This is a genomic window from Streptomyces sp. NPDC006544 (genome assembly GCF_040611715.1).
GTDB lineage: Bacteria > Actinomycetota > Actinomycetes > Streptomycetales > Streptomycetaceae > Streptomyces.
Genome location: NZ_JBEXOV010000109.1, coordinates 1 through 21,599 on the forward strand (window position 1 = coordinate 1; position 21,599 = coordinate 21,599).

Annotated in this window: 23 protein-coding genes; 9 read left to right on the plus strand and 14 right to left on the minus strand. The window is 71.9% G+C overall.

The annotated features are described in order from the left end of the window. Positions 1-139: 139 nt before the first annotated feature. The 11 genes from ABZY44_RS32345 to ABZY44_RS32395 form a co-directional block, all read right to left on the minus strand. The gene (locus tag ABZY44_RS32345; RefSeq protein ID WP_356660106.1) at positions 140-712 is read right to left on the minus strand and encodes an FABP family protein; all 573 of its coding nucleotides are present in this window, start codon (positions 710-712) and stop codon (positions 140-142) included. A 294-nt stretch (positions 713-1,006) separates the two neighbouring features. Further along, positions 1,007-1,966, minus strand: coding sequence for a hypothetical protein (locus tag ABZY44_RS32350; RefSeq protein ID WP_356660108.1), 960 nt, complete (start codon positions 1,964-1,966; stop codon positions 1,007-1,009). Beyond that, complete coding sequence (locus ABZY44_RS32355) at positions 1,963-2,931, minus strand: hypothetical protein (protein ID WP_356660110.1); 969 nt, start codon at positions 2,929-2,931, stop codon at positions 1,963-1,965. Before ABZY44_RS32355 ends, ABZY44_RS32350 begins: the two co-directional genes overlap by 4 nt. Next, positions 2,928-3,740: a hypothetical protein gene (locus ABZY44_RS32360; protein ID WP_356660112.1), complete on the minus strand. Its 813-nt coding sequence runs from the start codon at positions 3,738-3,740 to the stop codon at positions 2,928-2,930. The genes ABZY44_RS32355 and ABZY44_RS32360 overlap by 4 nt, the downstream gene beginning before the upstream one ends. Before the next feature lie 114 nt (positions 3,741-3,854). Then, positions 3,855-4,118 (minus strand): DUF3099 domain-containing protein, encoded by a 264-nt coding sequence (locus ABZY44_RS32365; RefSeq protein WP_356660114.1) that lies wholly within the window; start codon positions 4,116-4,118, stop codon positions 3,855-3,857. A 142-nt stretch (positions 4,119-4,260) separates the two neighbouring features. Beyond that, entirely contained in the window at positions 4,261-4,551 is a 291-nt protein-coding gene (locus ABZY44_RS32370; protein WP_356660116.1) for a DUF1416 domain-containing protein, read from the minus strand. Positions 4,552-4,602: 51 nt separating this feature from the next. Next, positions 4,603-5,448 (minus strand): sulfurtransferase, encoded by an 846-nt coding sequence (locus ABZY44_RS32375; RefSeq protein WP_356660118.1) that lies wholly within the window; start codon positions 5,446-5,448, stop codon positions 4,603-4,605. A gap of 206 nt (positions 5,449-5,654) precedes the next feature. After that, on the minus strand, positions 5,655-5,744 hold the full coding sequence (locus tag ABZY44_RS32380; RefSeq protein WP_350875872.1) for an Ms5788A family Cys-rich leader peptide: 90 nt from the start codon (positions 5,742-5,744) through the stop codon (positions 5,655-5,657). Positions 5,745-5,902: 158 nt separating this feature from the next. After that, positions 5,903-6,619, minus strand: a complete 717-nt coding sequence (locus ABZY44_RS32385; RefSeq protein WP_356660120.1) for a DUF2993 domain-containing protein — start codon at positions 6,617-6,619, stop codon at positions 5,903-5,905. 115 nt (positions 6,620-6,734) lie between these two features. Further along, positions 6,735-8,228 carry a hypothetical protein gene (locus ABZY44_RS32390; protein ID WP_356660122.1) on the minus strand — a complete coding sequence of 498 codons (1,494 nt, stop codon included), beginning with the start codon at positions 8,226-8,228 and terminating at the stop codon, positions 6,735-6,737. Positions 8,229-8,238: 10 nt separating this feature from the next. After that, on the minus strand, positions 8,239-8,493 hold the full coding sequence (locus tag ABZY44_RS32395; protein WP_356660124.1) for a MoaD/ThiS family protein: 255 nt from the start codon (positions 8,491-8,493) through the stop codon (positions 8,239-8,241). A gap of 487 nt (positions 8,494-8,980) precedes the next feature. Here ABZY44_RS32395 and ABZY44_RS32400 point away from each other — a divergent pair, with 487 nt between their 5' ends. The 5 genes from ABZY44_RS32400 to ABZY44_RS32420 all read left to right on the plus strand — a co-directional run bounded on the left by ABZY44_RS32400 (position 8,981) and on the right by ABZY44_RS32420 (position 14,489). After that, on the plus strand, positions 8,981-9,751 hold the full coding sequence (locus tag ABZY44_RS32400) for a response regulator transcription factor (protein ID WP_356660126.1): 771 nt from the start codon (positions 8,981-8,983) through the stop codon (positions 9,749-9,751). 70 nt (positions 9,752-9,821) lie between these two features. Next, a complete protein-coding gene (locus ABZY44_RS32405) occupies positions 9,822-10,844 on the plus strand; it encodes a LacI family DNA-binding transcriptional regulator (RefSeq protein ID WP_356660128.1) in 1,023 nt (340 codons plus the stop codon). Positions 10,845-10,968: 124 nt separating this feature from the next. Next, positions 10,969-12,231: a trypsin-like peptidase domain-containing protein gene (locus ABZY44_RS32410; protein ID WP_356660130.1), complete on the plus strand. Its 1,263-nt coding sequence runs from the start codon at positions 10,969-10,971 to the stop codon at positions 12,229-12,231. Between the two features lie 51 nt (positions 12,232-12,282). Then, complete coding sequence (locus ABZY44_RS32415; protein WP_356660132.1) at positions 12,283-13,020, plus strand: response regulator transcription factor; 738 nt, start codon at positions 12,283-12,285, stop codon at positions 13,018-13,020. Next, positions 13,017-14,489: a HAMP domain-containing sensor histidine kinase gene (locus ABZY44_RS32420; protein WP_356660134.1), complete on the plus strand. Its 1,473-nt coding sequence runs from the start codon at positions 13,017-13,019 to the stop codon at positions 14,487-14,489. Before ABZY44_RS32415 ends, ABZY44_RS32420 begins: the two co-directional genes overlap by 4 nt. Here the strand turns inward: ABZY44_RS32420 and ABZY44_RS32425 are convergent. Next, on the minus strand, positions 14,469-15,419 hold the full coding sequence (locus tag ABZY44_RS32425; RefSeq protein WP_356660148.1) for a phosphatidylinositol-specific phospholipase C: 951 nt from the start codon (positions 15,417-15,419) through the stop codon (positions 14,469-14,471). The two genes, ABZY44_RS32420 and ABZY44_RS32425, sit on opposite strands and share 21 nt — an antisense overlap. 81 nt (positions 15,420-15,500) lie before the next feature. Continuing rightward, positions 15,501-16,070, minus strand: a complete 570-nt coding sequence (locus ABZY44_RS32430) for a TetR/AcrR family transcriptional regulator (RefSeq protein ID WP_356660136.1) — start codon at positions 16,068-16,070, stop codon at positions 15,501-15,503. Between the two features lie 147 nt (positions 16,071-16,217). On the opposite strand from ABZY44_RS32430, the gene ABZY44_RS32435 reads away from it, so the two are divergent. From ABZY44_RS32435 to ABZY44_RS32445, 3 genes are all read left to right on the plus strand, one after another. Then, entirely contained in the window at positions 16,218-17,000 is a 783-nt protein-coding gene (locus ABZY44_RS32435; protein ID WP_356660138.1) for an alpha/beta hydrolase, read from the plus strand. A 101-nt stretch (positions 17,001-17,101) separates the two neighbouring features. Then, positions 17,102-17,950, plus strand: a complete 849-nt coding sequence (locus ABZY44_RS32440) for a helix-turn-helix transcriptional regulator (RefSeq protein WP_356660140.1) — start codon at positions 17,102-17,104, stop codon at positions 17,948-17,950. Continuing rightward, positions 17,910-18,170, plus strand: coding sequence for a DUF397 domain-containing protein (locus ABZY44_RS32445; protein ID WP_356660142.1), 261 nt, complete (start codon positions 17,910-17,912; stop codon positions 18,168-18,170). Before ABZY44_RS32440 ends, ABZY44_RS32445 begins: the two co-directional genes overlap by 41 nt. 58 nt (positions 18,171-18,228) lie before the next feature. On the opposite strand, the gene ABZY44_RS32450 is transcribed toward ABZY44_RS32445, so the two are convergent. Then, a complete protein-coding gene (locus ABZY44_RS32450; RefSeq protein WP_356660144.1) occupies positions 18,229-20,052 on the minus strand; it encodes a 5'-nucleotidase C-terminal domain-containing protein in 1,824 nt (607 codons plus the stop codon). Positions 20,053-20,223: 171 nt separating this feature from the next. On the opposite strand from ABZY44_RS32450, the gene mshD reads away from it, so the two are divergent. After that, positions 20,224-21,156, plus strand: a complete 933-nt coding sequence (gene mshD / locus ABZY44_RS32455) for a mycothiol synthase (RefSeq protein WP_356660146.1) — start codon at positions 20,224-20,226, stop codon at positions 21,154-21,156. Positions 21,157-21,599 lie beyond the last annotated feature (443 nt).

The window sequence follows — 21,599 nt, forward strand, 5'->3', positions numbered from 1 at the left end:
GCTTCCTGGGCCCCTGCGGCCTCCGGTCTTCCCTGACATCGAAGTCCACTGCAACTCCCTACGGACGGGTGTTGCAACGACCTCTTGAACTGAAGCGTGGCTGCCGGGGGCTCCCGCGCGTGTGCGTGTTCTTCGCGGGTTACCGGAAGAAGGCGATGCCGTCGTCCGGCATGTCCGGAAGGTTGCGCGCCATCTCGGCGACCTCCTCGGGCGTGACGACCTTCTTCAGCTGCGCCGACATGTACGGGCGCAGCTCGACGTCGGGCGTGGTCTTCTCCCCGACCCACATCAGGTCACCCTTGACGTAGCCGTAGAGCCGCTTGCCGCCGCTGTGCGGACGGGAGCCGGGGGTACGCGCGACGGCGTCGGTGACCAGGTCGATCTGGGGCTTCTTGTCGGCGAGGTCGCCGTACCAGATCTCCACGACGCCCTGGTCGCGGACCATGACGATCTCGACCTTGCGCTGGCCGTCGATGCGCCAGTAGCCGGACTCGGACTCCAGCGGCCGGACCTTGTTGCCCTCGGCGTCGAGAACCCAGCTGCGCGAGTGGTACTCCAGGAAGTCCCGGCCGTCGTGGCTGAAGACGACTTCCTGGCCGAAGTTGCACTTCTCCTCACCGGGGAAGTCGAAGACGCCCGCGCCTTCCCAGTTGCCCAGGAGGAAGGCGAGGGGGACGAGGCTCGGGTTCAGGTCGGACGGGATCTGGATCATGAATGGCTGCTCAGGCGATCTGTGGGAGGGGTTCCGGTATCCGGGGCCGGGCCGGCGGCTGATCTGGGAGAGGTCAGCGCTGGCCCTGGTACAGCTTCTTCACGGCGAGTCCGGAGAAGGCGAGGACGCCGACGCAGACCAGGACCAGCAGGGAGGTGAAGACTGCCTCAAGCACGGGGTGCTCCTCGGAGTGTGTGGGGCGGCATTACGGGGCCGGTCCCCAAGCCTACTGGGCTGGGGACCGGCGCACTCTGTGAGGTGGCCCGTACGGCGGGCTCCCGCTTCCCGGCCCGCTCAGCCGAGCAGCTGGTGCTGGAGGATCACCGTCTGGTGGAACGGCACGGTCGCCACCTCGCCCTTGCGGGTCTGGAGGATGACCGCCTGGATGTCGCCGGACTGGACGCAGCCCGCCTTGACCTGCTCGTCGCCGACCGGCTTCGACTCCGCGAAGAGCGAGACGAAGTTGAGGCCCGGCGCGGACTGGCCGGTCTTGTCCTTGCTCCAGGCCAGGTCCGCCCCCATGAGCTTGACGCCGTTCAGCGCCATGTCCCGGCCGCAGCCCTTGAAGGTGTCCACGAAGCCCGAGGCGTGGAAACGCAGCAGGTAGACGCGGGTGCGGGTGCCGTCCGGGGTGGTCCAGCCGCGGCCGGCGATCTGCCGCAGCCCCTCGTCGGTGAACTGCTCCTTCATCTTCTCGCGCGCGCCGGGCTCGTACTCCTCCAGGAAGGTGTCGACGGACACCGCCTCGTCCTTGTCCAGCTTGAGAGTGGAGTCGGGGGTCGAACCGGTGGGTGCCGGCAGGAGCAGCTGGGTGAGGCCCGCGTAGTGGATGCCGTTCTCGTTGTCCTCGGCGAAGGGCACGGCGGCGCCCGGCGCGAGCGTGGGCCGGGACAGCGCCGGGTACACCCAGCGGCCGTCCGACCGGGTCGACAGGCCCGGCATGTCGGTCCGCTCGGGCTGGGTGACCTGGTAGGCGACGCCCGTGCCGACGGCGGCGAAGACGAGTACGGCGGCGGTCCAGCGGAGCGCGGCGAACAGCTTGCGCCGGTCCTTGGGCCCGGCCGGCGCCTCGGGCGCCGCGTAGGGGTTGGCCGGGGCCGGCTCGCCCGTCGGGGCCTCGGCACCCGGTGCGGGCGGGGCCGCCGGGGCGGCCCCCTGCTCGGGCGCGGCGGGGTCGGCGGAGTCCGGGGCGGTCGCCGGGGCGGCCACGGGGGCTTGCGCCACGGCCTGCGGAGAGGTGTTCTGCTCGGTCACACGGACTCCCCGGGGGACTTCAGGTGGTTCATCTGGTTCTTGAAGAACTCGACGGCGTCGGCTTGCCTGAAGGGCTTGGGCCCGTAGGCGCGGAAGGTGACCATCACATCGCCCTCGACCGCCACGCAGTCGAGCGAGTCGATCTTCTCCTTCTTCTCCTCGCCGATCGCCAGCAGCGAGCACTTGGCGTCCGGGAAGCCGTCGACCTTCGGCGCCTCGCGGCCGTCGCCCGTGAGCTCGAGGAACTTCTTGCTGATCTCGGAGAACTTGCCCACGGCAGCGGGGTCGGCCTGCATGATGCGGACCTCGGCGACGGAGGAGGAGCCCTCGTTGATGTAGCTGCGGCCGGCCAGGCCCTTGAGCTTCAGCTCGGCCAGCATCTCGTCGCGCTTCTTGCGGTCGGAGCTGGACAGACCGCCGCGGGCCTCCTTGAAGCCCTCGACCGCCTTCTCGCCCGAGACGAAGAAGTTGTTGCCGTCCTGTTCCAGGTCCGGACCCAGCGAGAAACCGGCCGGGACCGGCAGCAGCTTGCCCGAGAGGTCGTTGGCCGGGACGGAACCGGGCTCGGCGGGCTTCTCGTACCGCTCGCCCAGGGGAACCCAGTACGCGGTGGGCGCGGTCCGGTCGGCGTCCGCGATCGCGGCGGACGCCCAGACGCCACCTCCCACGAGAGCGGCCACGGCCACGATGCCGGCGACCAGGGCGACCGCCTTGCGGTTGACCTTGCGCGCGGGCTCCGGCGGCGCGACGGGGTACGGGGTGGCGTACGGGTTCGCGTGGGGCGTCTCGGGGGCCGCAGCAGCCTCAGGAGCCGCAGCCGTCTCGGGGGCCGCAGCCGCCTCAGGAGCCGCAGTCGCCTCGGGGGCCGCAGCAGCCTCAGGAGCCGCAGTCGCCTCAGGGGCCGGCTGGGCCTCGGCCGCGTCTTCGGCGGGGACCGGGGTCACGTCGTTCTGGGGCTCGGTCACAGTCGCTCCAGCTGTCGCTTGGCCAGGTCCATGATGTCGCTCTCGGAAACCTTGCCCCGGTTGTTCACGAGGTGGATGTCGAGCACGATGTCGCCGCGGCGGGCGATGGCCCGGGCGCCGCGCATCGGGAGGTACCCCGGCTTCTCGTCGGCCTCCGAGTCCACCCAGACGTGACCGAGGTCCGACGGGAGACCGGGGATGGCCGTGCCGTCGTTGCCCGCGAACTTCTTCTCGTGCATGTAGCTGGACTGGCCGGTCTGGTAGTCGTCCGCCCCGTCGCGGTCGTTGAACTGCAGCAGCTGCACCACGACGAACGTGCTGTCGCCCTCCGACCAGGTCACCGACGCGAGTCGGCGGACCTTGATCTTGACGAGGTTGCGCAGCATGGAGTCCGGCTCCTCGAACAAGGTCGCCGTGTTGTCGATGGTGTCGTAGCCCGCACCCTCGACCTTCGCCCCGCCCGGAGCGTCGATCAGCAGCTTGGCGAGGTCGTCGTCCGTCTTGTGCCAGCGGTTGGCGTTGATCGTCTTGTTCGTGGTGGCTTCGTCGGGCGCGAGCGCCTTCGGGTACGCCAGGCCGGCCTGGGCCAGCGGGGCCAGCGGCGTCGGTTCGCGGTCGTACTGGATCGCGTAACCGGTGACCGTGCCCGCCAGGACGCCGAGGACGGCGGCGCCCGCGATCAGGAGGAGCGCGCGGCCGCCGCGACGGCGGCGCGGAGCGGCCGGAGCCACGTCCACCGCGCCCGGTTCCGGGTCCGGGACGCTCTCCTCCTCTTTCCGCTGCTCAGGGATGGTCTGTTCGTGTTCCAAAAGAAGTCCCCCCACAGGACTGGAGTCGCGGACCGATCGGCCGCGTACAGAGTTGACACCTTGCTGGGGGGAGATGTTGTACGCACTCTTATTACATTTTTATCTCAACAGGTTTCAATCGTCATGGTGTCGCTTTCCGTCCAGTTCGTCCCACCACTCGTCGGACTTCGCGTCACCCGAGGGGTCGTCCCACCAGCGGTCGTCCGGACCCCGCCGGTTCGCGACGATCGCGGCGACCGGCGGAATGACCATGGCGACCACGCACAGCGCCACGGCGGCCTCGACGGACCACAGGCGCACGAAGGACCAGGCGGAGACGAAGAGGAACAGGCATCCGCCCATGAGCAGGAAGTAGGCGCGGCGGCGCCGGGCGTACATGCCTTCAGGGTAGAGCCGCGAGCGGTCGTCGCGCAGGTCCCGGGACGGCACGAAGGGCCGCATCCCGGTCCAGTGGCGTCCAACCCCCGGGGATGCGGCCCTTCGGCCGGTCATGCGGTCATGCCGCGCGCGTGCGCGGAGCTCAGACCGCGATCGCGACGTCCGTCACGCCGCCGGCCTCGGCGACGACCACGGCGCGGTCGGCCTGGGCGCCGGGCACGAGCGCCCGCAGCGTCCAGGAGCCCGTCGCCGCGTAGAAGCGGAACTGTCCGGTCGTCGAGGTCGGGACCTCGGCGGTGAACTCGCCGGTCGAGTCCAGCAGCCGCACGTAGCCGCTGACGGGCTGGCCGTCCTGGGTCAGCTGACCCTGGATGGCGGTCTCACCGGGCTTGAGCGCCCCGAGGTCGGGACCGCCGATCTTTGCTCCACACATGTTCTCTGTCCTGTCCTGGAGAGGGATGACTACGGGGCGTCGTGCCCGGAACTACTTGTTGGCGCCGAGCTCGATCGGCACGCCCACCAGCGAGCCGTACTCGGTCCAGGAACCGTCGTAGTTCTTGACGTTCTCCTGGCCCAGGAGCTCGTGCAGCACGAACCACGTCAGTGCGGAGCGCTCGCCGATGCGGCAGTAGGCGATGGTGTCCTTCGCCAGATCGACCTGCTCGGCCTCGTAGAGGGCGGTGAGCTCCTCGTCGGACTTGAAGGTGCCGTCGTCGTTGGCGTTCTTCGACCACGGGATGTTGCGGGCGCTCGGCACGTGGCCGGGGCGCTGCGACTGCTCCTGCGGGAGGTGGGCCGGCGCGAGCAACTTGCCGGAGAACTCGTCGGGCGAGCGGACGTCGACCAGGTTCAGGGAGCCGATCGCGGCCACGACGTCGTCGCGGAAGGCGCGGATCGAGGAGTCCTGGGGCTTGGCCTTGTACGCGGTGGCCGGGCGGTCGGGAACCTCGGTGCCGTCGACCAGGTCGCGGGAGTCGAGCTCCCACTTCTTGCGGCCGCCGTCGAGCAGGCGGACGTCCTGGTGGCCGTAGAGCTTGAAGTACCAGTAGGCGTAGGACGCGAACCAGTTGTTGTTGCCCCCGTAGAGGACGACGGTGTCGTCGTTGGAGATGCCCTTGGCGGAGAGGAGCTTCTCGAAGCCCTCCTGGTCCACGAAGTCACGTCGGACCGGGTCCTGGAGGTCGCGCTGCCAGTCGATCCGTACGGCGTTGGTGATGTGGTTCTTGTCGTACGCGGACGTGTCCTCGTCCACCTCGACGATGACGACGCCGGCGTCGTTCAGGTGGGCCTCGACCCAGTCGGCGTCTACGAGGACGTCGCTGCGGCTCATGGTGTTCTCCTCCGGGGCAGTGTGCGGCGGGGTGGTGCTGGTGTTTCCGGTGGTGCCGGGTGCGTGGTGTCCGTGCTTCCGGGTGCGCTCACGGATCCCGTTGCGGGGAGGCGCCGGGAGGGCGGGAGACAGGAGGGGTCACACAGGGTCCACGCGGGAAAAGCGGAAGGCCGTCGTCCGGCTATGGAGCGGGATGCGCTCACACGTCACATGGATCGACAGAGCATGGCGGCGACGCGACACAGGTCTACTGCCCGTCGCTTCGTGAGGTCCGCCTGCTGATGCTTCATAGCCATGGATCGTAGGGACGAATCGGCCGCCCTGTCACCGCCGTGTCATATTCCGAGACAGGATCGTCCGCATAGTGGGATACGAGCCCTCCGGACGGCCGCCGCGCCGGCCCGGGGACCCGTCCGGGGCCCGCCCCATCTGCGGATCGGACCCCGGCGTCTCACTATCCGGCCAGCGACAGATTCGTACCCCCCAGGGTGAGGTGCACGCCGGCCTCGTCGGAGGTCAGCGCCGTCAGCTGGACCCCGGACGGCAATCCGCCGTCCAGCCGCCGGTCGAAGTCGGTCTTCTTGCGGATCGCCGTCTCGACCCCGGGGACGCCCTCGCCCGGAACCTCGTCGGCGCGCACCCGCACGATCTTGGTGCCCTTGGCGTCCTTGGAGTCGACCAGCGAGACCGTCGACACCACGCTACGGGTGAGGGTCTTGCCGAGGACCTCCACGCTGGCGGTGACCTTCACCTTGCCCGGCGTCCCGCCGTAGGCGACGGTCACGCCGGGCTGCGCGGCCCCGCTCAGGTCCGCGTACGTGACCAGGGCCGAGCCCTCGGCGCGCCGGGCGGTGCCGCCGCTGTAGTCGCCGTTCAGCTCCACCCCGTGGAAGGCGACCCGGATGTCGGACAGGCGCGTCCTGCGGCCGTCCGAGGTCGCCACCTCGACCTCGGCCACCTTCAGGTCGACCCGGTCGAGGTCGTGGGCGAGCGCCTGCGTCAGGAAGGGGAAGCCGTGGATGTCCACCCCCACGCCGCCCGGCAGGTTCTGCCGTGCCTGGATGCGGTCGGCCAGCCGGTTCTCGGCGTAGCCGACCGCCCAGCGGTCCGCTCCGACGAACAGGCCGCCGAGAACCACCGCGATGATCAAAAAGACGCGCAGGACACGCACGTGCCCACCCCCCATGACGATTGGTACGTACGTCCTAGTGGACCATGACCCGTCGTCAACGCGCTGTGAGCGCCCCCGGGGCCCGCGCCCCGCGGCGAGCGCCCCGGGGGGCGGGTCAGCCCACCACCCGCCCGATGAGGTAGACCGCCGGAGCCGCCGCGGCCAGCGGCAGCGCGACACCGGCCGTCATGTGGACGAACTTCGACGGGTAGTCGTACGCCGCCACGCGCAGCCCGATCAGCGCGCACGCCCCGGCCGCCAGGCCGATCAGCGCGCCCCCGGCCCCCACGGACGTCAGCCCGCCCACGGCGATGCCCGCGCCGGCCCCGGCGGCCAGCGAGACCCCGACCGAGGCCGCAGTGGGCAGCGGCAGCGCGCGGGCGAAGACGGCCACCGCCACCGCGGCCGCACCCACGCTCGCGGCCGCGGAACCGGCCGCGAGGTAGCCGGCGCACACGATGGCGAGCGCGGCGGAGGCCACCGAGGCCATCAGCCCGTACATCCGCTCGTCCGGATCGGCGTGGCTGCGCAGCTGCATGACCAGCGTGAGCAGCACCCACGCACCGAGCGTGCCGATGATCGCGCCGGGGCCGTGCGCGTCGTCCACCGCGAGCACGGCCGCGTCGGCGACCAGCGCTCCGGCGAAGGCGAGCGCGATGCCCTGCCGGGCGGGCCACATGCCGTTGAGCCGGAACCAGCCGGCCGCGGTGAGGCCCTGGAGGGCGATCAGGGGCGCGAGCAGCGCGAGCCTGCCGAGGGCGGCGGCCGCGGCGATGACCAGCCCGAGGGCGGCCGTCAGTATGGCCGCCTGCGGACCGGGATCGATGATCGGCGAGCGGCCCTCGGCACGGGCCTGCGCCGGGTCCACGGCGCGGAGCGTGTTGCCCGCCAGGGTGGGCGGGGAGTAGGCGGGCTCCTCACCGGGCCCACCGGACTCACCGGGCCCACCGGCCGCCTCCTCGGCGAAGGGCGCCGCCGGGGCCGCCTGCGGGACCTCGGCCGGGACGGCCTCCCGCGGCAGGAGGGGGGCGGCCGGGTCCGCCCAGTCCTGCGCGGGGGCCGGAGCCTGGGGCCGGGCCAGGGGCTGCGCCTGGTCGTCCGGGCCGGGGTACGGGGGCAGGTAGGCGGTCTCGCCCCACTGCGGCTGCTGGTACGGCTGCTCCTGGTACGGCTGCTGCTGCGCCGGCGCGGGGGCCTGGGCCTGCGCCTGCGGCTCCTCGCGGAACCAGTGGTCCGGCGCCGCCGTCTGCCGGTACGCGGGCGCGGCCGGCGCGGCGTAGGGATCCGCGTACGGAGAAGGCTGCGGGGACGACTGCTGCTGCGGCCGGGCCCACTCCTGCCCGGGATCCGGCGCCTGGGCAGGAGCCTGGACCTGGTCGGGCCCCGGCGCCTCGTCGCGGAACCAGCCCTCGGGGGCCATCGGGTGCTGGGCCGGTACGCCCTCCAGCGGGGCCTGCACCGGCTGGTACGAGGTGTCCCACGTCGGGGACTGCCAGGTCTGCGTCCCGTACGGATCCGACTGCTGGTGCTGCTCCTGTTGCTGCTGTTGCTGCTGGAGCTGATGCTGCTGCTCCATGTACTGCCGCTGTTGTTCCTCGGGGGTGCTCATGGGACTCCGCTCACCCGCCCGCGAACGGCGGGAGCACCTCGACGGTGCCCCCCTCGGTCAGCTCGACGGAATCGTGCGGGCGCTTGCCCACGGGCTCTTCGTTCACGAGGAAGGAGCAGCGCAGCAGGACCCGGGTCAGCTCCCCGGGGTGGCGTTCCCGCACGGCGTCGAGCGCCTCGGCCAGTGTCCGCGCCGAGTACGGCTCCTCCGCCGTCCGGGCCGCGGCCTTCGCCGCCGCCCAGTAGCGGATGGTTCCGGTTGCCACTGCACGCTCCTCTCGTCGGCGCTCTGCCGTCGGCGTCCATCATGAACCCTCGAGCCCCCGAACCCGGCGTGCCTCCGCGCCCCCGGCCTGCGCCCGGGCGGCCCCACGAGATCCGCCGATCCGGTGAAACCCGCGCCCGGGCAGGTCGCGGGGGTGGTGCGGACCACAGAAGAGCCTGCGCCGAAGCCTCGGCCCCCGCAGCGGAGGTGGGCTATTCTGCTGCCGAGAGGATCCGGGCAACGTAGCCCCCGGGTCCTTTTGTGCTTTCAGCACGTTGAACGGACCGAGAACAGTGGTATCCATCCGGACCTCAGGGCGCGGGGACCGGGCGGAGGCAAGTCGTACGAAGCAGTGCCGCGAACTCCCCCAGCTCTCGCTGGGAGGTGCCCCCGGGACGGGACCGAGGAGGAACCGACGTGATGGACCAGCGAACCGTGCGTGCACACGCGCACGCACACCACAGCCCGAACGGGGCAGGTGGTGGGGCATGAGCTCTCTCCTGCTCCTGACCAATGCCCTGCAGCCGTCCACCGAGGTGCTGCCCGCCCTCGGCCTGCTGCTCCACTCCGTCCGGGTCGCACCCGCCGAGGGCCCCGCCCTGGTGGACACCCCGGGCGCCGACGTCATCCTCGTGGACGGCCGCCGCGACCTGCCGCAAGTGCGCTCGCTCTGCCAGCTGCTCCGCTCCACGGGACCGGGCTGTCCGCTCATCCTCGTCGTCACCGAGGGCGGCCTCGCGGCCGTCACCGCCGACTGGGGCGTCGACGACGTCCTCCTCGACACCGCCGGCCCGGCCGAGGTGGAGGCGCGGCTGCGCCTCGCCACGGGGCGCCAGCAGCTCGGCTCGGACGACTCCCCGATGGAGATCCGCAACGGCGACCTGTCGGTCGACGAGGCGACGTACTCGGCGAAGCTGAAGGGACGGGTCCTGGACCTCACCTTCAAGGAGTTCGAGCTGCTCAAGTACCTCGCCCAGCACCCGGGCCGGGTCTTCACCCGCGCCCAGCTGCTGCAGGAGGTCTGGGGCTACGACTACTTCGGCGGCACCCGGACCGTCGACGTGCACGTACGGCGCCTGCGCGCGAAACTCGGCCCCGAGCACGAATCACTGATCGGCACCGTCCGCAACGTCGGTTACCGCTTCGTCACGCCGGAGAAGGTCGAGCGGGCGGCGGCCGAGGCGGCCGCGAAGGCGGCCGCGAAGGCGGCGGCGCAAGCCGCGGCGCAGGCCGCGTCGGCGCTCACCCGAATGGACTAGGAGGGCCGCGGGGCCGACCTCCTCCGGCCGCCCTGCCCAGAGGCAGGTCACCCCGCGTAGACTGCCGCGCGTGGCCAAGGTGACGCGGGATGACGTGGCACGACTTGCGGGTACTTCTACCGCCGTCGTGAGTTACGTGATCAACAACGGACCCCGGCCGGTTGCCCCGGCCACGCGCGAGCGTGTCCTCGCCGCGATCAAGGATCTGGGCTACCGCCCGGACCGGGTCGCGCAGGCCATGGCCTCACGGCGCACCGACCTCATAGGCATGATCGTCCCCGACGCCCGGCAGCCGTTCTTCGCGGAGATGGCGCACGCGGTCGAACAGGCCGCCGCCGAACGCGGAAAGATGGTGCTGGTCGGCAACTCCGACTACCGCGACGAGCGCGAGGTCCACTACCTGCGGGCGTTCCTCGGCATGCGGGTCTCCGGACTGATCCTGGTCAGCCAGGGCATGAGCGAGCGGGCCGCCTCGGAGATCGAGGCGTGGGACGCGCGGGTGGTCCTGCTGCACGAGCGGCCGGAGGCCATCGACGACGTCGCCGTCGTCACCGACGACATCGGCGGCGCCCAGCTCGCCACCCGGCACCTGCTCGAGCACGGGCACCCGTACGTGGCCTGCCTGGGCGGTGTCGAGAACACCCCCGAGGTCGGCGACCCGGTGGCCGACCATGTCGAGGGCTGGAGGCGGGCCATGCTCGAATCCGGCCGCTCGGTCGACGGCCGGCTCTTCCAGGCCCCCTACAACCGCTACGACGCCTACAAGGTCGCCCTGGAGCTCCTGGCGGGCCCGGACCGTCCGCCGGCCATCTTCTGCGCCACGGACGACCAGGCCATCGGCGTGCTGCGGGCGGCCCGGGAGCTGCGCATCGACGTCCCGGGCGAGCTGGCCGTGGCCGGCTTCGACGACGTGAAGGAGGCGGCCCTCACGGACCCGCCGCTCACGACGATCGCCTCGGACCGACCCGCGATGGCCCGCGCGGCGGTGGACCTCGTCCTGGACGACGCCCTGCGGGTGGCCGGCTCCCGCCGCGAGCGCCTCAAGCAGTTCCCCTCGGCCCTGGTCATCCGCCGCTCCTGCGGCTGCCTCTAGTGCTGTGACCCGCCCGGGAGCCCGGGCGGGACCCGGGCGGGCTTATATCGGGCATACACGGTTCTGTCGGGCTTCTCAGCGGGGACTCAGGAAGCTCTCATGATCCGGGCGCACAGTCGTATCCATGACCGAGAACTTCCGCCGCGAAGGCGAGTACCCACAGGAGAACCGCCCGGCCCGCCCCGCGCCCTTCGGCGAGGACCGGCAGCGCGGTCGTGACCGGTCGGCCCACGAGGCCGCGTACCCCCCGCCGCCCGCCTACCCTCCGGCCGCCCCGCCCGCCCCCGGCTGGCACCAGGCCCACACGCCACCGGTCGTCCCCGGCGAGGTCGTCACCCCGGCAGCAGGCGGGCACGGCGGCGGCCACGACGGCGGAGCCGGCGGCCACGGCTGGGCCACCTGGGGCGAGGCCGCCCCCGCGGCCCCGGCCCCCTCTCCGGTCCCCCACCACGGCCCGGTCCGCGCCAAGCGGCCGGTCGCCCTCCTCGCCGCCGTCGCCCTCGCGGCGGCGGTCATCGGCGGCGGTACGGCGGCGGCCGTCCAGCAGCTGCTCGCCGACCACGGCATCACCGGCGCCACCGGGGTCAACGGCAACACCATCTCGCAGTCGAACAGCGGCACCGTCTCCGGCGTCGCCGAGAACGTCAGCCCGTCCGTCGTCCGCATCGACACCAGCACCCGGTCCGGCCAGGGCACCGGCTCCGGCATCGTGATCACCGCCGACGGCGAGATCGTCACCAACAACCACGTCGTCGACGGCGCCACCCAGATCCAGGTGACGACGAGCGACGGCAAGAAGTACCCGGCGAAGATCTTCGGCACGGACCCGGACAAGGACCTCGCGCTCATCCGGCTCGAGGGCGCCCGCGGTCTCAAGGCCGCCGGTCTCGGCGACTCCGACAAGCTCAAGGTCGGCGACGAGGTCGTCGCCATCGGCTCCCCCGACCGCCTCACCGGCACGGTCACCAGCGGCATCGTCTCCGCGCTGAACCGCGAGGTGAACGTCCCGAAGTCCGAGCAGCAGCAGTCCCCCCAGGACGGCTTCCCCTTCTCCTACGGCGGCAAGCAGTTCAACGGGAACACCGGTTCCGACACCACGTCGTACCAGGCCATCCAGACGGACGCCTCCCTCAACCCCGGCAACTCCGGCGGCGCCCTCGTCAGCATGAACGGCGAGATCGTCGGAATGCCCTCCGCGATCTACTCCCCCTCCAGCGGCAGCGGCTCCGCCGGCAGCGTCGGCCTCGGCTTCGCCATCCCCGTCAACACGATCAAGGCCGACCTGCCCTCCCTCCGCAAGGGCGGCCCCGGAGGCGCGGGCAGCGCGGACAGCGGCGCCGCCGGCGGCGCCAGCAACGGCACCAACGGTTTCGGGACCTCCTACTAGGCCGACCGTGCGAGCCTGTGAGGAGACCGACGACCACCCCTGGGGGACCGAATGACCGCCGAAGGCGACCAGCAGCGCATCCTCGTCGTCGACGACGAACCGGCCGTACGCGAGGCCCTGCGCCGCAGCCTGGCCTTCGAGGGGTACGGGGCACAGACCGCGGTCGACGGGCTCGACGCCCTCGACAAGACGGCCTCGTACGCCCCCGACCTGATCATCCTGGACATCCAGATGCCCCGGATGGACGGTCTGACGGCCGCCCGGCGCCTGCGCGCCGCCGGCAGCACCACCCCGGTCCTGATGCTGACCGCCCGCGACACGGTCGGCGACCGCGTCACCGGCCTCGACGCGGGCGCCGACGACTACCTGGTCAAGCCGTTCGAGCTGGACGAGCTCTTCGCCCGCGTCCGCGCACTGCTGCGCCGCAGCTCGTACGCCGCGCCCGCCGCCGGGGGCGGGCACACCGAGGACGCCGACGCCCTGACCTTCGCCGACCTGCGCATGGACCTCGCCACCCGCGAGGTCACCCGCGCCGGACGCCCGGTGGAACTGACCCGCACCGAGTTCACCCTGCTGGAGATGTTCCTCGCGCACCCGCGCCAGGTCCTGACCCGCGAACAGATCCTCAAGACCGTGTGGGGCTTCGACTTCGAGCCCAGCTCCAACTCCCTGGACGTGTACGTGATGTACCTGCGCCGCAAGACCGAGGCCGGGGGCGAGCCCCGCCTGGTCCACACCGTGCGCGGGGTGGGCTACGTGCTGCGCGCGGGGGAGAGCGGCCCCGAATGAGCCCGGCCGCCAGATTCCGCGCCCTCCCGCTGCGCTCGCGCCTCGCCCTGCTGGTCACGGTCGCGGTGGCGCTGGCGGTCGCGGCGGTCGCCAGCATCAGCTGGTTCATGGTCCGCACCCAGCTGAACGACCAGCTGAACAGCTCGCTGCGCTCCACCAACGCGCGGGCGCAGGCGAGCCAGACGCTGAACCGCCTCGGGTGCCAGGAGAAGGTGCCCGGCCCCTTCGAGAACAACCTCAGCGCACAGGTGCAGATCGTGCTGCCGGCGGGCGGACGCTGCTGGGTGGACGGAAAGAACACCCTCCCGGTCACCGCCTACGACCTCGAGGTGTCCAAGGGACAGCGCGGGGCGGTCATGTACGACGGCAGGACCACGGACGGCACTCCCGTGCGCGTCTACACGCAGCCCGTGGAACTGACCTCCGGGCCGGGCGTGCAGAACGCCGCGATCTCGGTCGCCAAGCCCCTGTCCGACGTCGACAAGCCCCTGTCCACCCTCGCGTGGGTCCTCGTCCTCGTCTGCGGCATCGGCGTCGTCGGCGCCGGCGCGGCCGGCCTGTGGGTGGCCCGTACGGGCCTGCGCCCGGTCGACGAACTGACCGGCGCCGTCGAGCACATCGCCCGCACCGAGGACCTGACGGTGCGGATCCCCGACGAGGGCGACGACGAGATCGCCCGCCTGTCGCGGTCCTTCAACTCCATGACGGCCGCCCTCGCCTCCTCCCAGGACCGGCAGGCACAGCTGATCGCCGACGCCGGGCACGAGCTGCGCACCCCGCTCACCTCCCTGCGCACCAACATCGAGCTGCTCGCGCGCAGCGAGCAGACCGGCCGGGCCATCCCTCCCGAGGACCGCAAGGAGCTGCTGGCCTCGGTCAAGGCGCAGATGACGGAGCTCGCCTCGCTGATCGGCGACTTGCAGGAGCTCTCCCGCCCGGACGCGGCCGCCCCCGGCCCGCTGGGCGTGGTGGCCCTGCACGAGATCGCGGGCGCCGCGCTGTCCCGGGTCCGGCTGCGCGGTCCGGAGCTGGAGTTCACCTCCGACCTGGCGCCCTGGTACGTACGGGGCGAGGCGGCGGCCCTGGAGCGCGCGGTGGTCAACGTCCTGGACAACGCGGTGAAGTTCAGCCCGCCGGGCGGCCGGGTCGCCGTGGTCCTGCGCGCGGGCGAGCTGACCGTGCGGGACCACGGGCCCGGTATCCCGGCCGCCGACCTCCCGCACGTCTTCGAGCGCTTCTGGCGCTCCCCGTCGGCCCGCGCCCTGCCCGGCAGCGGCCTCGGCCTGTCGATCGTGGCCCGTACGGTGCTGCGCGCGGGCGGTACGGCCGAGCTGCGGGCGCCGCGCGGCGGCGGTCCGGGCGCGGAGGCCGTGCTCCGCATCCCGGGGGCCCCGGCTCCGCCGCCCGGGGCGGCTCCGGCCGACGGGCCGGAGCCCTCCGGGCGGCGGTCAGTTGTGCCGGATCAGTGAGGCGACCAGGCCGGAGCGGGTGTTGGGGAAGTCCATCGGGACGATCCCGAGCCCGGTCCGGCCGGCCAGCTCCGAGCCGTCGACGAACGCGTGCACCTGCGGGTTGAGCCGGTCGGAGTTCCAGCGGGGCGGCAGGGCGGCCGCCGTGCTCGTGTAGTTCATGAAGAACTTCCCGGGCTGGGACACCGCCTTGCGGAACTGGTTCTCGATCTTGCCCCGCTTGCCGAAGGGCTCGGCCATGTAGTCGTCCTGGATGTCGAAGACGTTGCCGTCGCCGTAGCGCAGGCCCCCGGGCAGGCCGCCGTTGTCGGGGAGCAGCAGGACCTTCCCGCGCGCCTGCCCGAGGGTGGGCAGCGCGTCCGCGATCTTGAACAGCGGGCTCCAGCCCCGGTTGTTCAGGTAGTCGTCGAAGACGGCGCGGAAGGTGGCGTCGCTCTCCTCCGAGTACTCCTGCTTGAGCCGCATCAGCACGGTCTCGGAGGGGTGCGCGGCGAGGAAGTTCCAGCAGGCGACGAGCACGTCGCCGAACATCAGGTTCTGGTAGAACGCGCCGTGGTGGATGGCGAAGGATCCGCCGGTCACCCGGCAGCGGACGTCCAGGAAGCGGATCCCGGAGTCGAGCTGCTCGGCGATGGAGGTGTTCTGGCAGGCGACGTAGAGCCCGCCCTGGCGGGCGCCGGAGTCGTGGGTGCCGGGGATGGTCATCCGCTGCAGGGCGGTGGAGTCGCCGATCCCCGCCATCCAGTCCTGGGTCGACAGCGCCCGCGCGGACGCCGGTGCGGAGGCCGCTCCCAGCGCCAGGCCGGCACCGAGGGCCGCCGCCCCGGCGAGGAATCCCCGCCGCCCCAGCCCCGCGCCCCGGCCCGCGACCGCGGCCGTATCCGCATCCGTAGCCGCATCCGTAGCCGTGTCCACGCCGCCCATGCCCATGCCCATGCCCGCCCCTTTGCCGACCCAGTGGTGGCGGGATTATGGCGCGCGGAGCCGCGCATTACTACCCACGGGTAGATCTCAGCTGTCGAGCAACTCCGCCATCGCGCGCAGACCTTGGGCGATCTCGCGCCCGTTCGGCGCGTGTTCCGGGTCGGTCAGGACCTGGACCATCACCCCGGTCAGCAGGGCGATGTGCACCGACCCGAGGGCCCGTACGTCCTCCTCCGCGACCTCGTCCTGCGGCACCCCGCGCAGCTGCGCGGCCACCATGCGGCGACTGTCGCGCTGGCCCTCGGCCAGGATCGCGAGGAGCTCCGGCGAGGACTGCGCGTGCACGAAGGCCTCGACGGAGGCGGTCCAGAGCCAGCTCGTCTCACCGAAGTCCCGGATCTTTCGGTCCCAGGTGTCGGCGTAGCGGTCCCGGACGGTGTCGCCCTGCCCCGCGAGCCTGCCGGAGCCGGCCGCCCACTCGTCCATGGCCGCGAACAGCGCCTGGTTGAGCAGCACCTCGCGGGACCCGAAGTGGTAGCCGATCGCGGCCATGCTCACCTTCGACGCCGTGGCGATGTCGCGCACGGTCGTGCGGAGGTACCCCTTCTCCTCCAGGCAGCGCCGGGCTCCGGCCAGCAGGTCCTCGCGATTTCCCATGCCGGGATCGTATCCGCGCTCCGGCCCGGGACCCGGCCGCCGTCGCCGTTTTGGGCAGACGCCCTACACAATCGTATTGCGCGCTTGCCTAAATCCTGACAGGCTGATGACCGGCCCACCGACCAGCACACAGGGGAGAACAACGCCATGCGCCACGAGCTGAAGATCGACGACCGCACCCTGTCCTACCTGGACTTCGGCGGTCCCGGCCGGCCCCTGCTCGCCCTCCACGGCGGCCTCTCCGAGGGCGCGCACTTCACCGCCCTGGCCGCCTCCCTCGGCGACGACTGGCGGGTCATCGCCCCCGACCAGCGCGGCCACGGCGACTCCGGCCTGGCACCCGAGTACAGCCGCGATGGCTACGTCACCGACGCCGCGGCCCTGCTCGAACACCTGGACCCCGGTGGCCCGGTGCCCGTCCTCGGCTTCTCCCTCGGCGGGATCAACGCCTACCACCTGGCCGCCGCCCGGCCCGATCTGGTCTCCGCGCTGGTCAACGTCGACGCCCCGGTGGAGAGCCCGCACCAGGACGGCCCGTCCTTCTGGGACTTCCTGCACGGCCTCCCATACACCGCGCCGACCCGCGAGGAGCTCATCGCCGCCCTCGGCCCGCTCGGCGAGGGGGTCGGCCCGTTCCTGCGCCCGCTGCCCGACGACACCGGCTGGCGGCTGCCGTTCCACCCGCAGGCCACCCTGGCCACGCTGGCCGAGGGCGACGGCGACCGCTGGGACGTCTGGCTCGCGAGCGACTGCCCGGCGCTGCTGATCCACGGCCTGCGCAGCGAGGTGCTCCCGCTGGAACTGGCCCGGGCGATGGTCTCCCGCCGCCCCGGGACCTCGTACGCGGGCCTCGACACCGAGCACTTCGTGCCCTTCCAGGACCCGGAGGGCTTCGCGGCGGCCGTACGGGCCTTCCTCGCCGGCCTCTGACCGAGTCGCGGATTCCCGCCACCAGACCGCAGCCGTGTCACTACCCTCGGTGACAGACCGAAACGAACGCCGCACGGCGTGCACTTGGGGGTGACCGCTCCATGGTCAACATCCGCGATCTCGATCCCAGCGCCTCCCCGCTGGACTACTACGGCTCGGAACTGCGCCGCCTGCGGGAGGCCACCGGGCTGAAACAGGGGCAGCTGGGGGACATCGTCTTCTGCGCGGCCTCGCTCGTCGGCCAGATCGAAACGGCGAGGAAGGTCCCGACCCGGGAGTTCTCGGAGCGGCTGGACGCGGCGCTGGGGACGGGCGGGGTGTTCTCCCGGCTGGTGGGACTGGTGCTGAGGAGCCAGTTGCCGACGTGGTTCCAGGAGTTCGCGGCCATGGAAGCCAAGGCCACATACATCTCAACCTTCCAGTCACAGGTCATGTACGGCCTGTTGCAAACGGAGGCGTACGCGCGGGCCTTGCTCTCGGTGGACGGCCCCGATCAGGTGGACGAACTGGTCGCGGCGCGCATGGAAAGGCAGCGCATCCTGGAGCGCGAACACCCGCCCGCCCTGTGGGTGGTGCTGTCCGAAGCGGTGTTGCACCAGCACGTCGGCGGGGCCGAAGTCATGCGCGACCAGCTCGCGCACCTGCTGTCGTTCCTTACCGACCCTTGGGTGCAGATCCAGGTGCTGCCCTTCGAGGTGGTACAGCACTCGGGATTGGTCGGAGCGTTCACCCTCCTGCGCTTCGACGACGATCCGGATCTGTTCTACCAAGAGGGCTACCACCAGGGGCATATGACCGCCGACTCGTCCCTGATCAAGGAACGTTCGGTGGGCTACGCTCGATTGCAGGCCGCCGCCCTCTCCCCCGAGGACTCGGCCCGGCTCATCGCCCACGTGATGGAGGAATGCTATGGGAATCACCCCAAACCTGACCGGCGCGGTGTGGCGTAAGGCCTCGTACAGCAGCACCAACGGCGGCGAGTGCGTCGAGTGCGCCCCCCTCGGCACCGCCGCCTGGCGCAAGGCCTCGTACAGCGGAGGCACCGGCGGCGACTGCGTCGAGGTCGCCGCCCAGCCCTGCCGGATCGCCGTCCGGGACTCCAAGAACCCCGGCGGGCCCGCCTTCACCGTCACCCCGGCCGCCTTCACGGCCTTCGTGCGCGCGCTCTGAGATACGCCGAAGGGGCGGCGGACCGTCGCGAACGGTCCGCCGCCCCTTCGTCAGTGCCCTACTTGACGACCGTGATCCGGTCCGCCGCCGGCACGGGCAGCGGCGCCGCCGCCGAGGAGTGCGCGGCCAGGTAGGCGTTGAAGCAGTCCAGGTCGGACGCGCCGACCAGCTTGTTCTTGTGCTCCTTCAGGACGGTGAAACCGTCACCGCCGCCCGCGAGGAACTCGTTCATCGCGACCCGGTAGGTCTTCGCGGGGTCGAGCGCCACACCGTTCAGCTTCACCGAGTCCACGACGATGCGGTCGGCGCCCGCCTTCGTGGTGTCCAGGGTGTAGGTGAAGCCCTTGGAGATCTGCAGGATCTTCGGGTTCGGGCCGTTGACCGTGCCGCTGACCTGCTGCTGGAGCATGGTGACCAGCTGCGCGCCGGTCAGGTCCACGACGTTCATCATGTTGGTGAACGGCTGGACCGTGTACGACTCGCCGTAGGTCACGACGCCGTCGCCCTCACCGGCCGCCGCCTTGAAGGCGAGGTCGGCGCGGATGCCGCCCGGGTTCATGACGGCGAGCTGGGCGCCGCCCTTGGCCGCCGGGGCCAGGGCCTCGAGCTGCGCGTCGGCGATCACGTCGCCGAGCGGCTTCTCGTAGGCCTCGGAGCCGCGGCCCGCGATGTCCCCGGCGATGTAGCCCATCGGACGGCTCGCGATCGGGGCGGCCAGCGCGTTCCAGCGCTGGATCAGCGCGGTCAGGTCCGGGGCCTTCGGCTGGTCCCGGGTCACGACCTTCTGGACCGGCTTCGGCGCGGCGACCGGCGTACGGACGATGTCCTTGGTCTTCAGGTCGTACGTGAGGGTGTTGTCCGTGAACAGCCGGCCGTAGGAGGCGGCCGAGGTGACCGTGCGCGGGTTGCCCGCCGGGTCGGGGATGTTGCACGCGTACGCCTGGTGCGTGTGGCCGGTGACCAGCGCGTCGACCTTCGGCGAGACGTTCTTCGCGATGTCGACGATGGCACCGGAGATGCCGGCGCCGGCGCCCGGGACGTCGCAGTCGTAGTTGTACGCGCCGCTCGCCGGCAGGCCGCCCTCGTGGACCAGCGCCACGATCGACTTCACGCCCTGCTTGTTCAGCTCCTCGGCGTACTTGTTGATCGTCTCGACCTCGTCGCCGAACGTGAGGCCCTTGACCCCGTCGGCGGTCACGACGTCGGGGGTGCCCTCCAGGGTGACGCCGATGAAGCCGATCTTCACGTCCCCCTTCTTCCAGACGAAGGTCGGGCTCATCATCGGGCGCTTCGTCTTCTCTTCGACGACGTTCGCCGCGAGGTACTTGAAGTCCGCGCCGTCGAAGCTCTTGCCGTACTCGAAGCAGCCCTCGACCGGGTGGCAGCCGCCGTACTGCATGCGGCGCAGCTCGGTCTTGCCCTCGTCGAACTCGTGGTTTCCGACGCTCGTGACGTCCAGGTCGAGGTCGTTGAGCGCCTCGATGGTCGGCTCGTCGTGGAAGAGGCCGGACACCATCGGGCTGGCGCCGATCATGTCGCCGGCCGCCGCGGTGACGGAGTACGGGTGGCCCTTGCGGGCCTCGCGCAGGCCGGTCGCCAGGTACTCGACCCCGCCCGCGGGTATGGATTTGGTGGTGCCGTCGGCCTGACGCTCGGTCACGTTGCCGGAAGAGCCCTGCGGGGGCTCGAGCGTGCCGTGGAGGTCGTTGAACGAGAGCATCTGCACGTCGACGGTGCTGCTCTTGTCGTGGCCGTTTCCGCCACTACTCGCGGCACCGGCCGGAAGGGCGGCGGCGACCACCGCGCCGGCCGCCGTCGTGACGGCGAGGGCGGTGAGGGTCAACCGGCGGGCTCGGCGGTGCCGTTGTGGCGTCGCTGACATTTATTCCCCTTTGTGGACAGCGATACATCTTGGGAGGTCTGCCGAAGCCTAGAGTCAACGCGCGTAGCGCGACAGGGGTACCGGGTATCGAGCTGGTTACACGCGGAAGGCGCACTGCCGTCGCGCCCGCACCCGCACGGGCTCCTCCCGCCGTGGTCGTAGGCTCGGCTCATGACTGACGACGCAGCAGCGGCCCGGGAGCCGGGACGGCAGATCCAGACCCTCGACGAACTGACGGAGGAGCAGGCCGACGCCGTCCTCGCCCTGATCGAGGACGCGGCACGCAGCGACGGCACCACCGCCGTGTCCGAGCAGGGCCGGCTCCAGCTGCGCGGCGGAGCGCGCGAGGGGATCCGGCACTTCCTGCTCACCGAGCGCGGCCGGCTCGCCGGATACGGGCAACTCGAGGACACCGACCCGGTGGAGGCCCCCGCCGCCGAGCTCGTCGTACACCCCGCGATGCGCGGCCGCGGTCACGGGCGGGCCCTGGGCACCGCCCTGCTGGCCGCCTCCGGCAAGCGGATCCGGGTGTGGGCGCACGGCGGCAAGTCCGCCGCCCGCCACCTCGCGCAGGTCCTCGGTCTGACCCTGTTCCGCGAGCTGCGCCAGATGCGCCGCCCCCTCGGCGCGGACGCCCCGCCGCTGCCGGAGGCGGTCCTGCCGCCGGGCGTGACCGTACGCACCTTCGTCCCCGGCACCGACGACGCCGCGTGGCTCGCCGCGAACGCCGCCGCCTTCGCCCACCACCCGGAACAGGGCTCCCTGGTCCAGCGGGACCTGAACGACCGCATCGCGCAGCCCTGGTTCGACGCCAAGGGCTTCTTCCTCGCCGAGCGGGACGGCGAACTCGTCGGCTTCCACTGGACGAAGGTCCACGCCGAGCAGCAGCTCGGCGAGGTCTACGTGGTCGGCGTCCGCCCCGGCGCCCAGGGCGGCGGCCTCGGCAAGGCCCTCACCGCCATCGGCCTCCACCACCTGGCCGCCGCCGGTCTCCCCACGGCCATGCTCTACGTGGACGCCGACAACCCGGCCGCCCTGTCCGTCTACGCGTCCCTGGGCTTCACCACCCACGAAACGGACCTGATGTACCGCACGGAAAGCTGACCCGGCCCCGCCGACGTCCGAGGCGCGCCTCAATCAGCCCCGCCGACGTTCGAGGCGCGCCTCAATCCGGCCCCGCCGACGTTTGAGGCGCGCCCTCAATCCAGCCCCGCCGACGTTTGAGGCGCGCCCCAATCCAGCCCCGCCAGCCTCCGAGGCGCACCCTCAATCAGCCCCGCCAGCCTCCGAGGCGCACCCTCAATCCGGCCCCGCCAGCGTTCGAGGCGCGCCCCAATCCAGCCCCGCCGGCGTTCGAGGCGCGCCCCAATCCAGCCCCGCCGGCGTTTGAGGCGCGGGGTCTGGGGCGGAGCCCCAGGATCTCCGGGTCCGGGCGGAGCCCGGGGAACGGTGGAAGGGCGGGTAGGGGACCAGCCCCGCGCAGCGGCCCACCCGCACCCGCGTTCTGCGCCCCGGGGCCAGGCCCCCGCCCCCCGGGCCCGACCCCG

What these genes read in the sequence shown, in the direction of transcription:
- ABZY44_RS32430 (WP_356660136.1), bottom strand. Translation starts at nt 16,070, where the DNA reads ATGGGAAATCGCGAGGACCTGCTGGCCGGAGCCCGGCGCTGCCTGGAG.
- ABZY44_RS32345 (WP_356660106.1), bottom strand. Translation starts at nt 712, where the DNA reads ATGATCCAGATCCCGTCCGACCTGAACCCGAGCCTCGTCCCCCTCGCC.
- ABZY44_RS32400 (WP_356660126.1), top strand. Translation starts at nt 8,981, where the DNA reads ATGAGCTCTCTCCTGCTCCTGACCAATGCCCTGCAGCCGTCCACCGAG.
- ABZY44_RS32365 (WP_356660114.1), bottom strand. Translation starts at nt 4,118, where the DNA reads ATGTACGCCCGGCGCCGCCGCGCCTACTTCCTGCTCATGGGCGGATGC.
- ABZY44_RS32415 (WP_356660132.1), top strand. Translation starts at nt 12,283, where the DNA reads ATGACCGCCGAAGGCGACCAGCAGCGCATCCTCGTCGTCGACGACGAA.
- ABZY44_RS32435 (WP_356660138.1), top strand. Translation starts at nt 16,218, where the DNA reads ATGCGCCACGAGCTGAAGATCGACGACCGCACCCTGTCCTACCTGGAC.
- ABZY44_RS32390 (WP_356660122.1), bottom strand. Translation starts at nt 8,228, where the DNA reads ATGAGCACCCCCGAGGAACAACAGCGGCAGTACATGGAGCAGCAGCAT.
- ABZY44_RS32440 (WP_356660140.1), top strand. Translation starts at nt 17,102, where the DNA reads ATGGTCAACATCCGCGATCTCGATCCCAGCGCCTCCCCGCTGGACTAC.
- ABZY44_RS32410 (WP_356660130.1), top strand. Translation starts at nt 10,969, where the DNA reads ATGACCGAGAACTTCCGCCGCGAAGGCGAGTACCCACAGGAGAACCGC.
- ABZY44_RS32425 (WP_356660148.1), bottom strand. Translation starts at nt 15,419, where the DNA reads ATGGGCATGGGCGGCGTGGACACGGCTACGGATGCGGCTACGGATGCG.
- ABZY44_RS32370 (WP_356660116.1), bottom strand. Translation starts at nt 4,551, where the DNA reads ATGTGTGGAGCAAAGATCGGCGGTCCCGACCTCGGGGCGCTCAAGCCC.
- ABZY44_RS32445 (WP_356660142.1), top strand. Translation starts at nt 17,910, where the DNA reads ATGGGAATCACCCCAAACCTGACCGGCGCGGTGTGGCGTAAGGCCTCG.
- mshD (WP_356660146.1), top strand. Translation starts at nt 20,224, where the DNA reads ATGACTGACGACGCAGCAGCGGCCCGGGAGCCGGGACGGCAGATCCAG.
- ABZY44_RS32380 (WP_350875872.1), bottom strand. Translation starts at nt 5,744, where the DNA reads ATGGCTATGAAGCATCAGCAGGCGGACCTCACGAAGCGACGGGCAGTA.
- ABZY44_RS32420 (WP_356660134.1), top strand. Translation starts at nt 13,017, where the DNA reads ATGAGCCCGGCCGCCAGATTCCGCGCCCTCCCGCTGCGCTCGCGCCTC.
- ABZY44_RS32375 (WP_356660118.1), bottom strand. Translation starts at nt 5,448, where the DNA reads ATGAGCCGCAGCGACGTCCTCGTAGACGCCGACTGGGTCGAGGCCCAC.
- ABZY44_RS32450 (WP_356660144.1), bottom strand. Translation starts at nt 20,052, where the DNA reads ATGTCAGCGACGCCACAACGGCACCGCCGAGCCCGCCGGTTGACCCTC.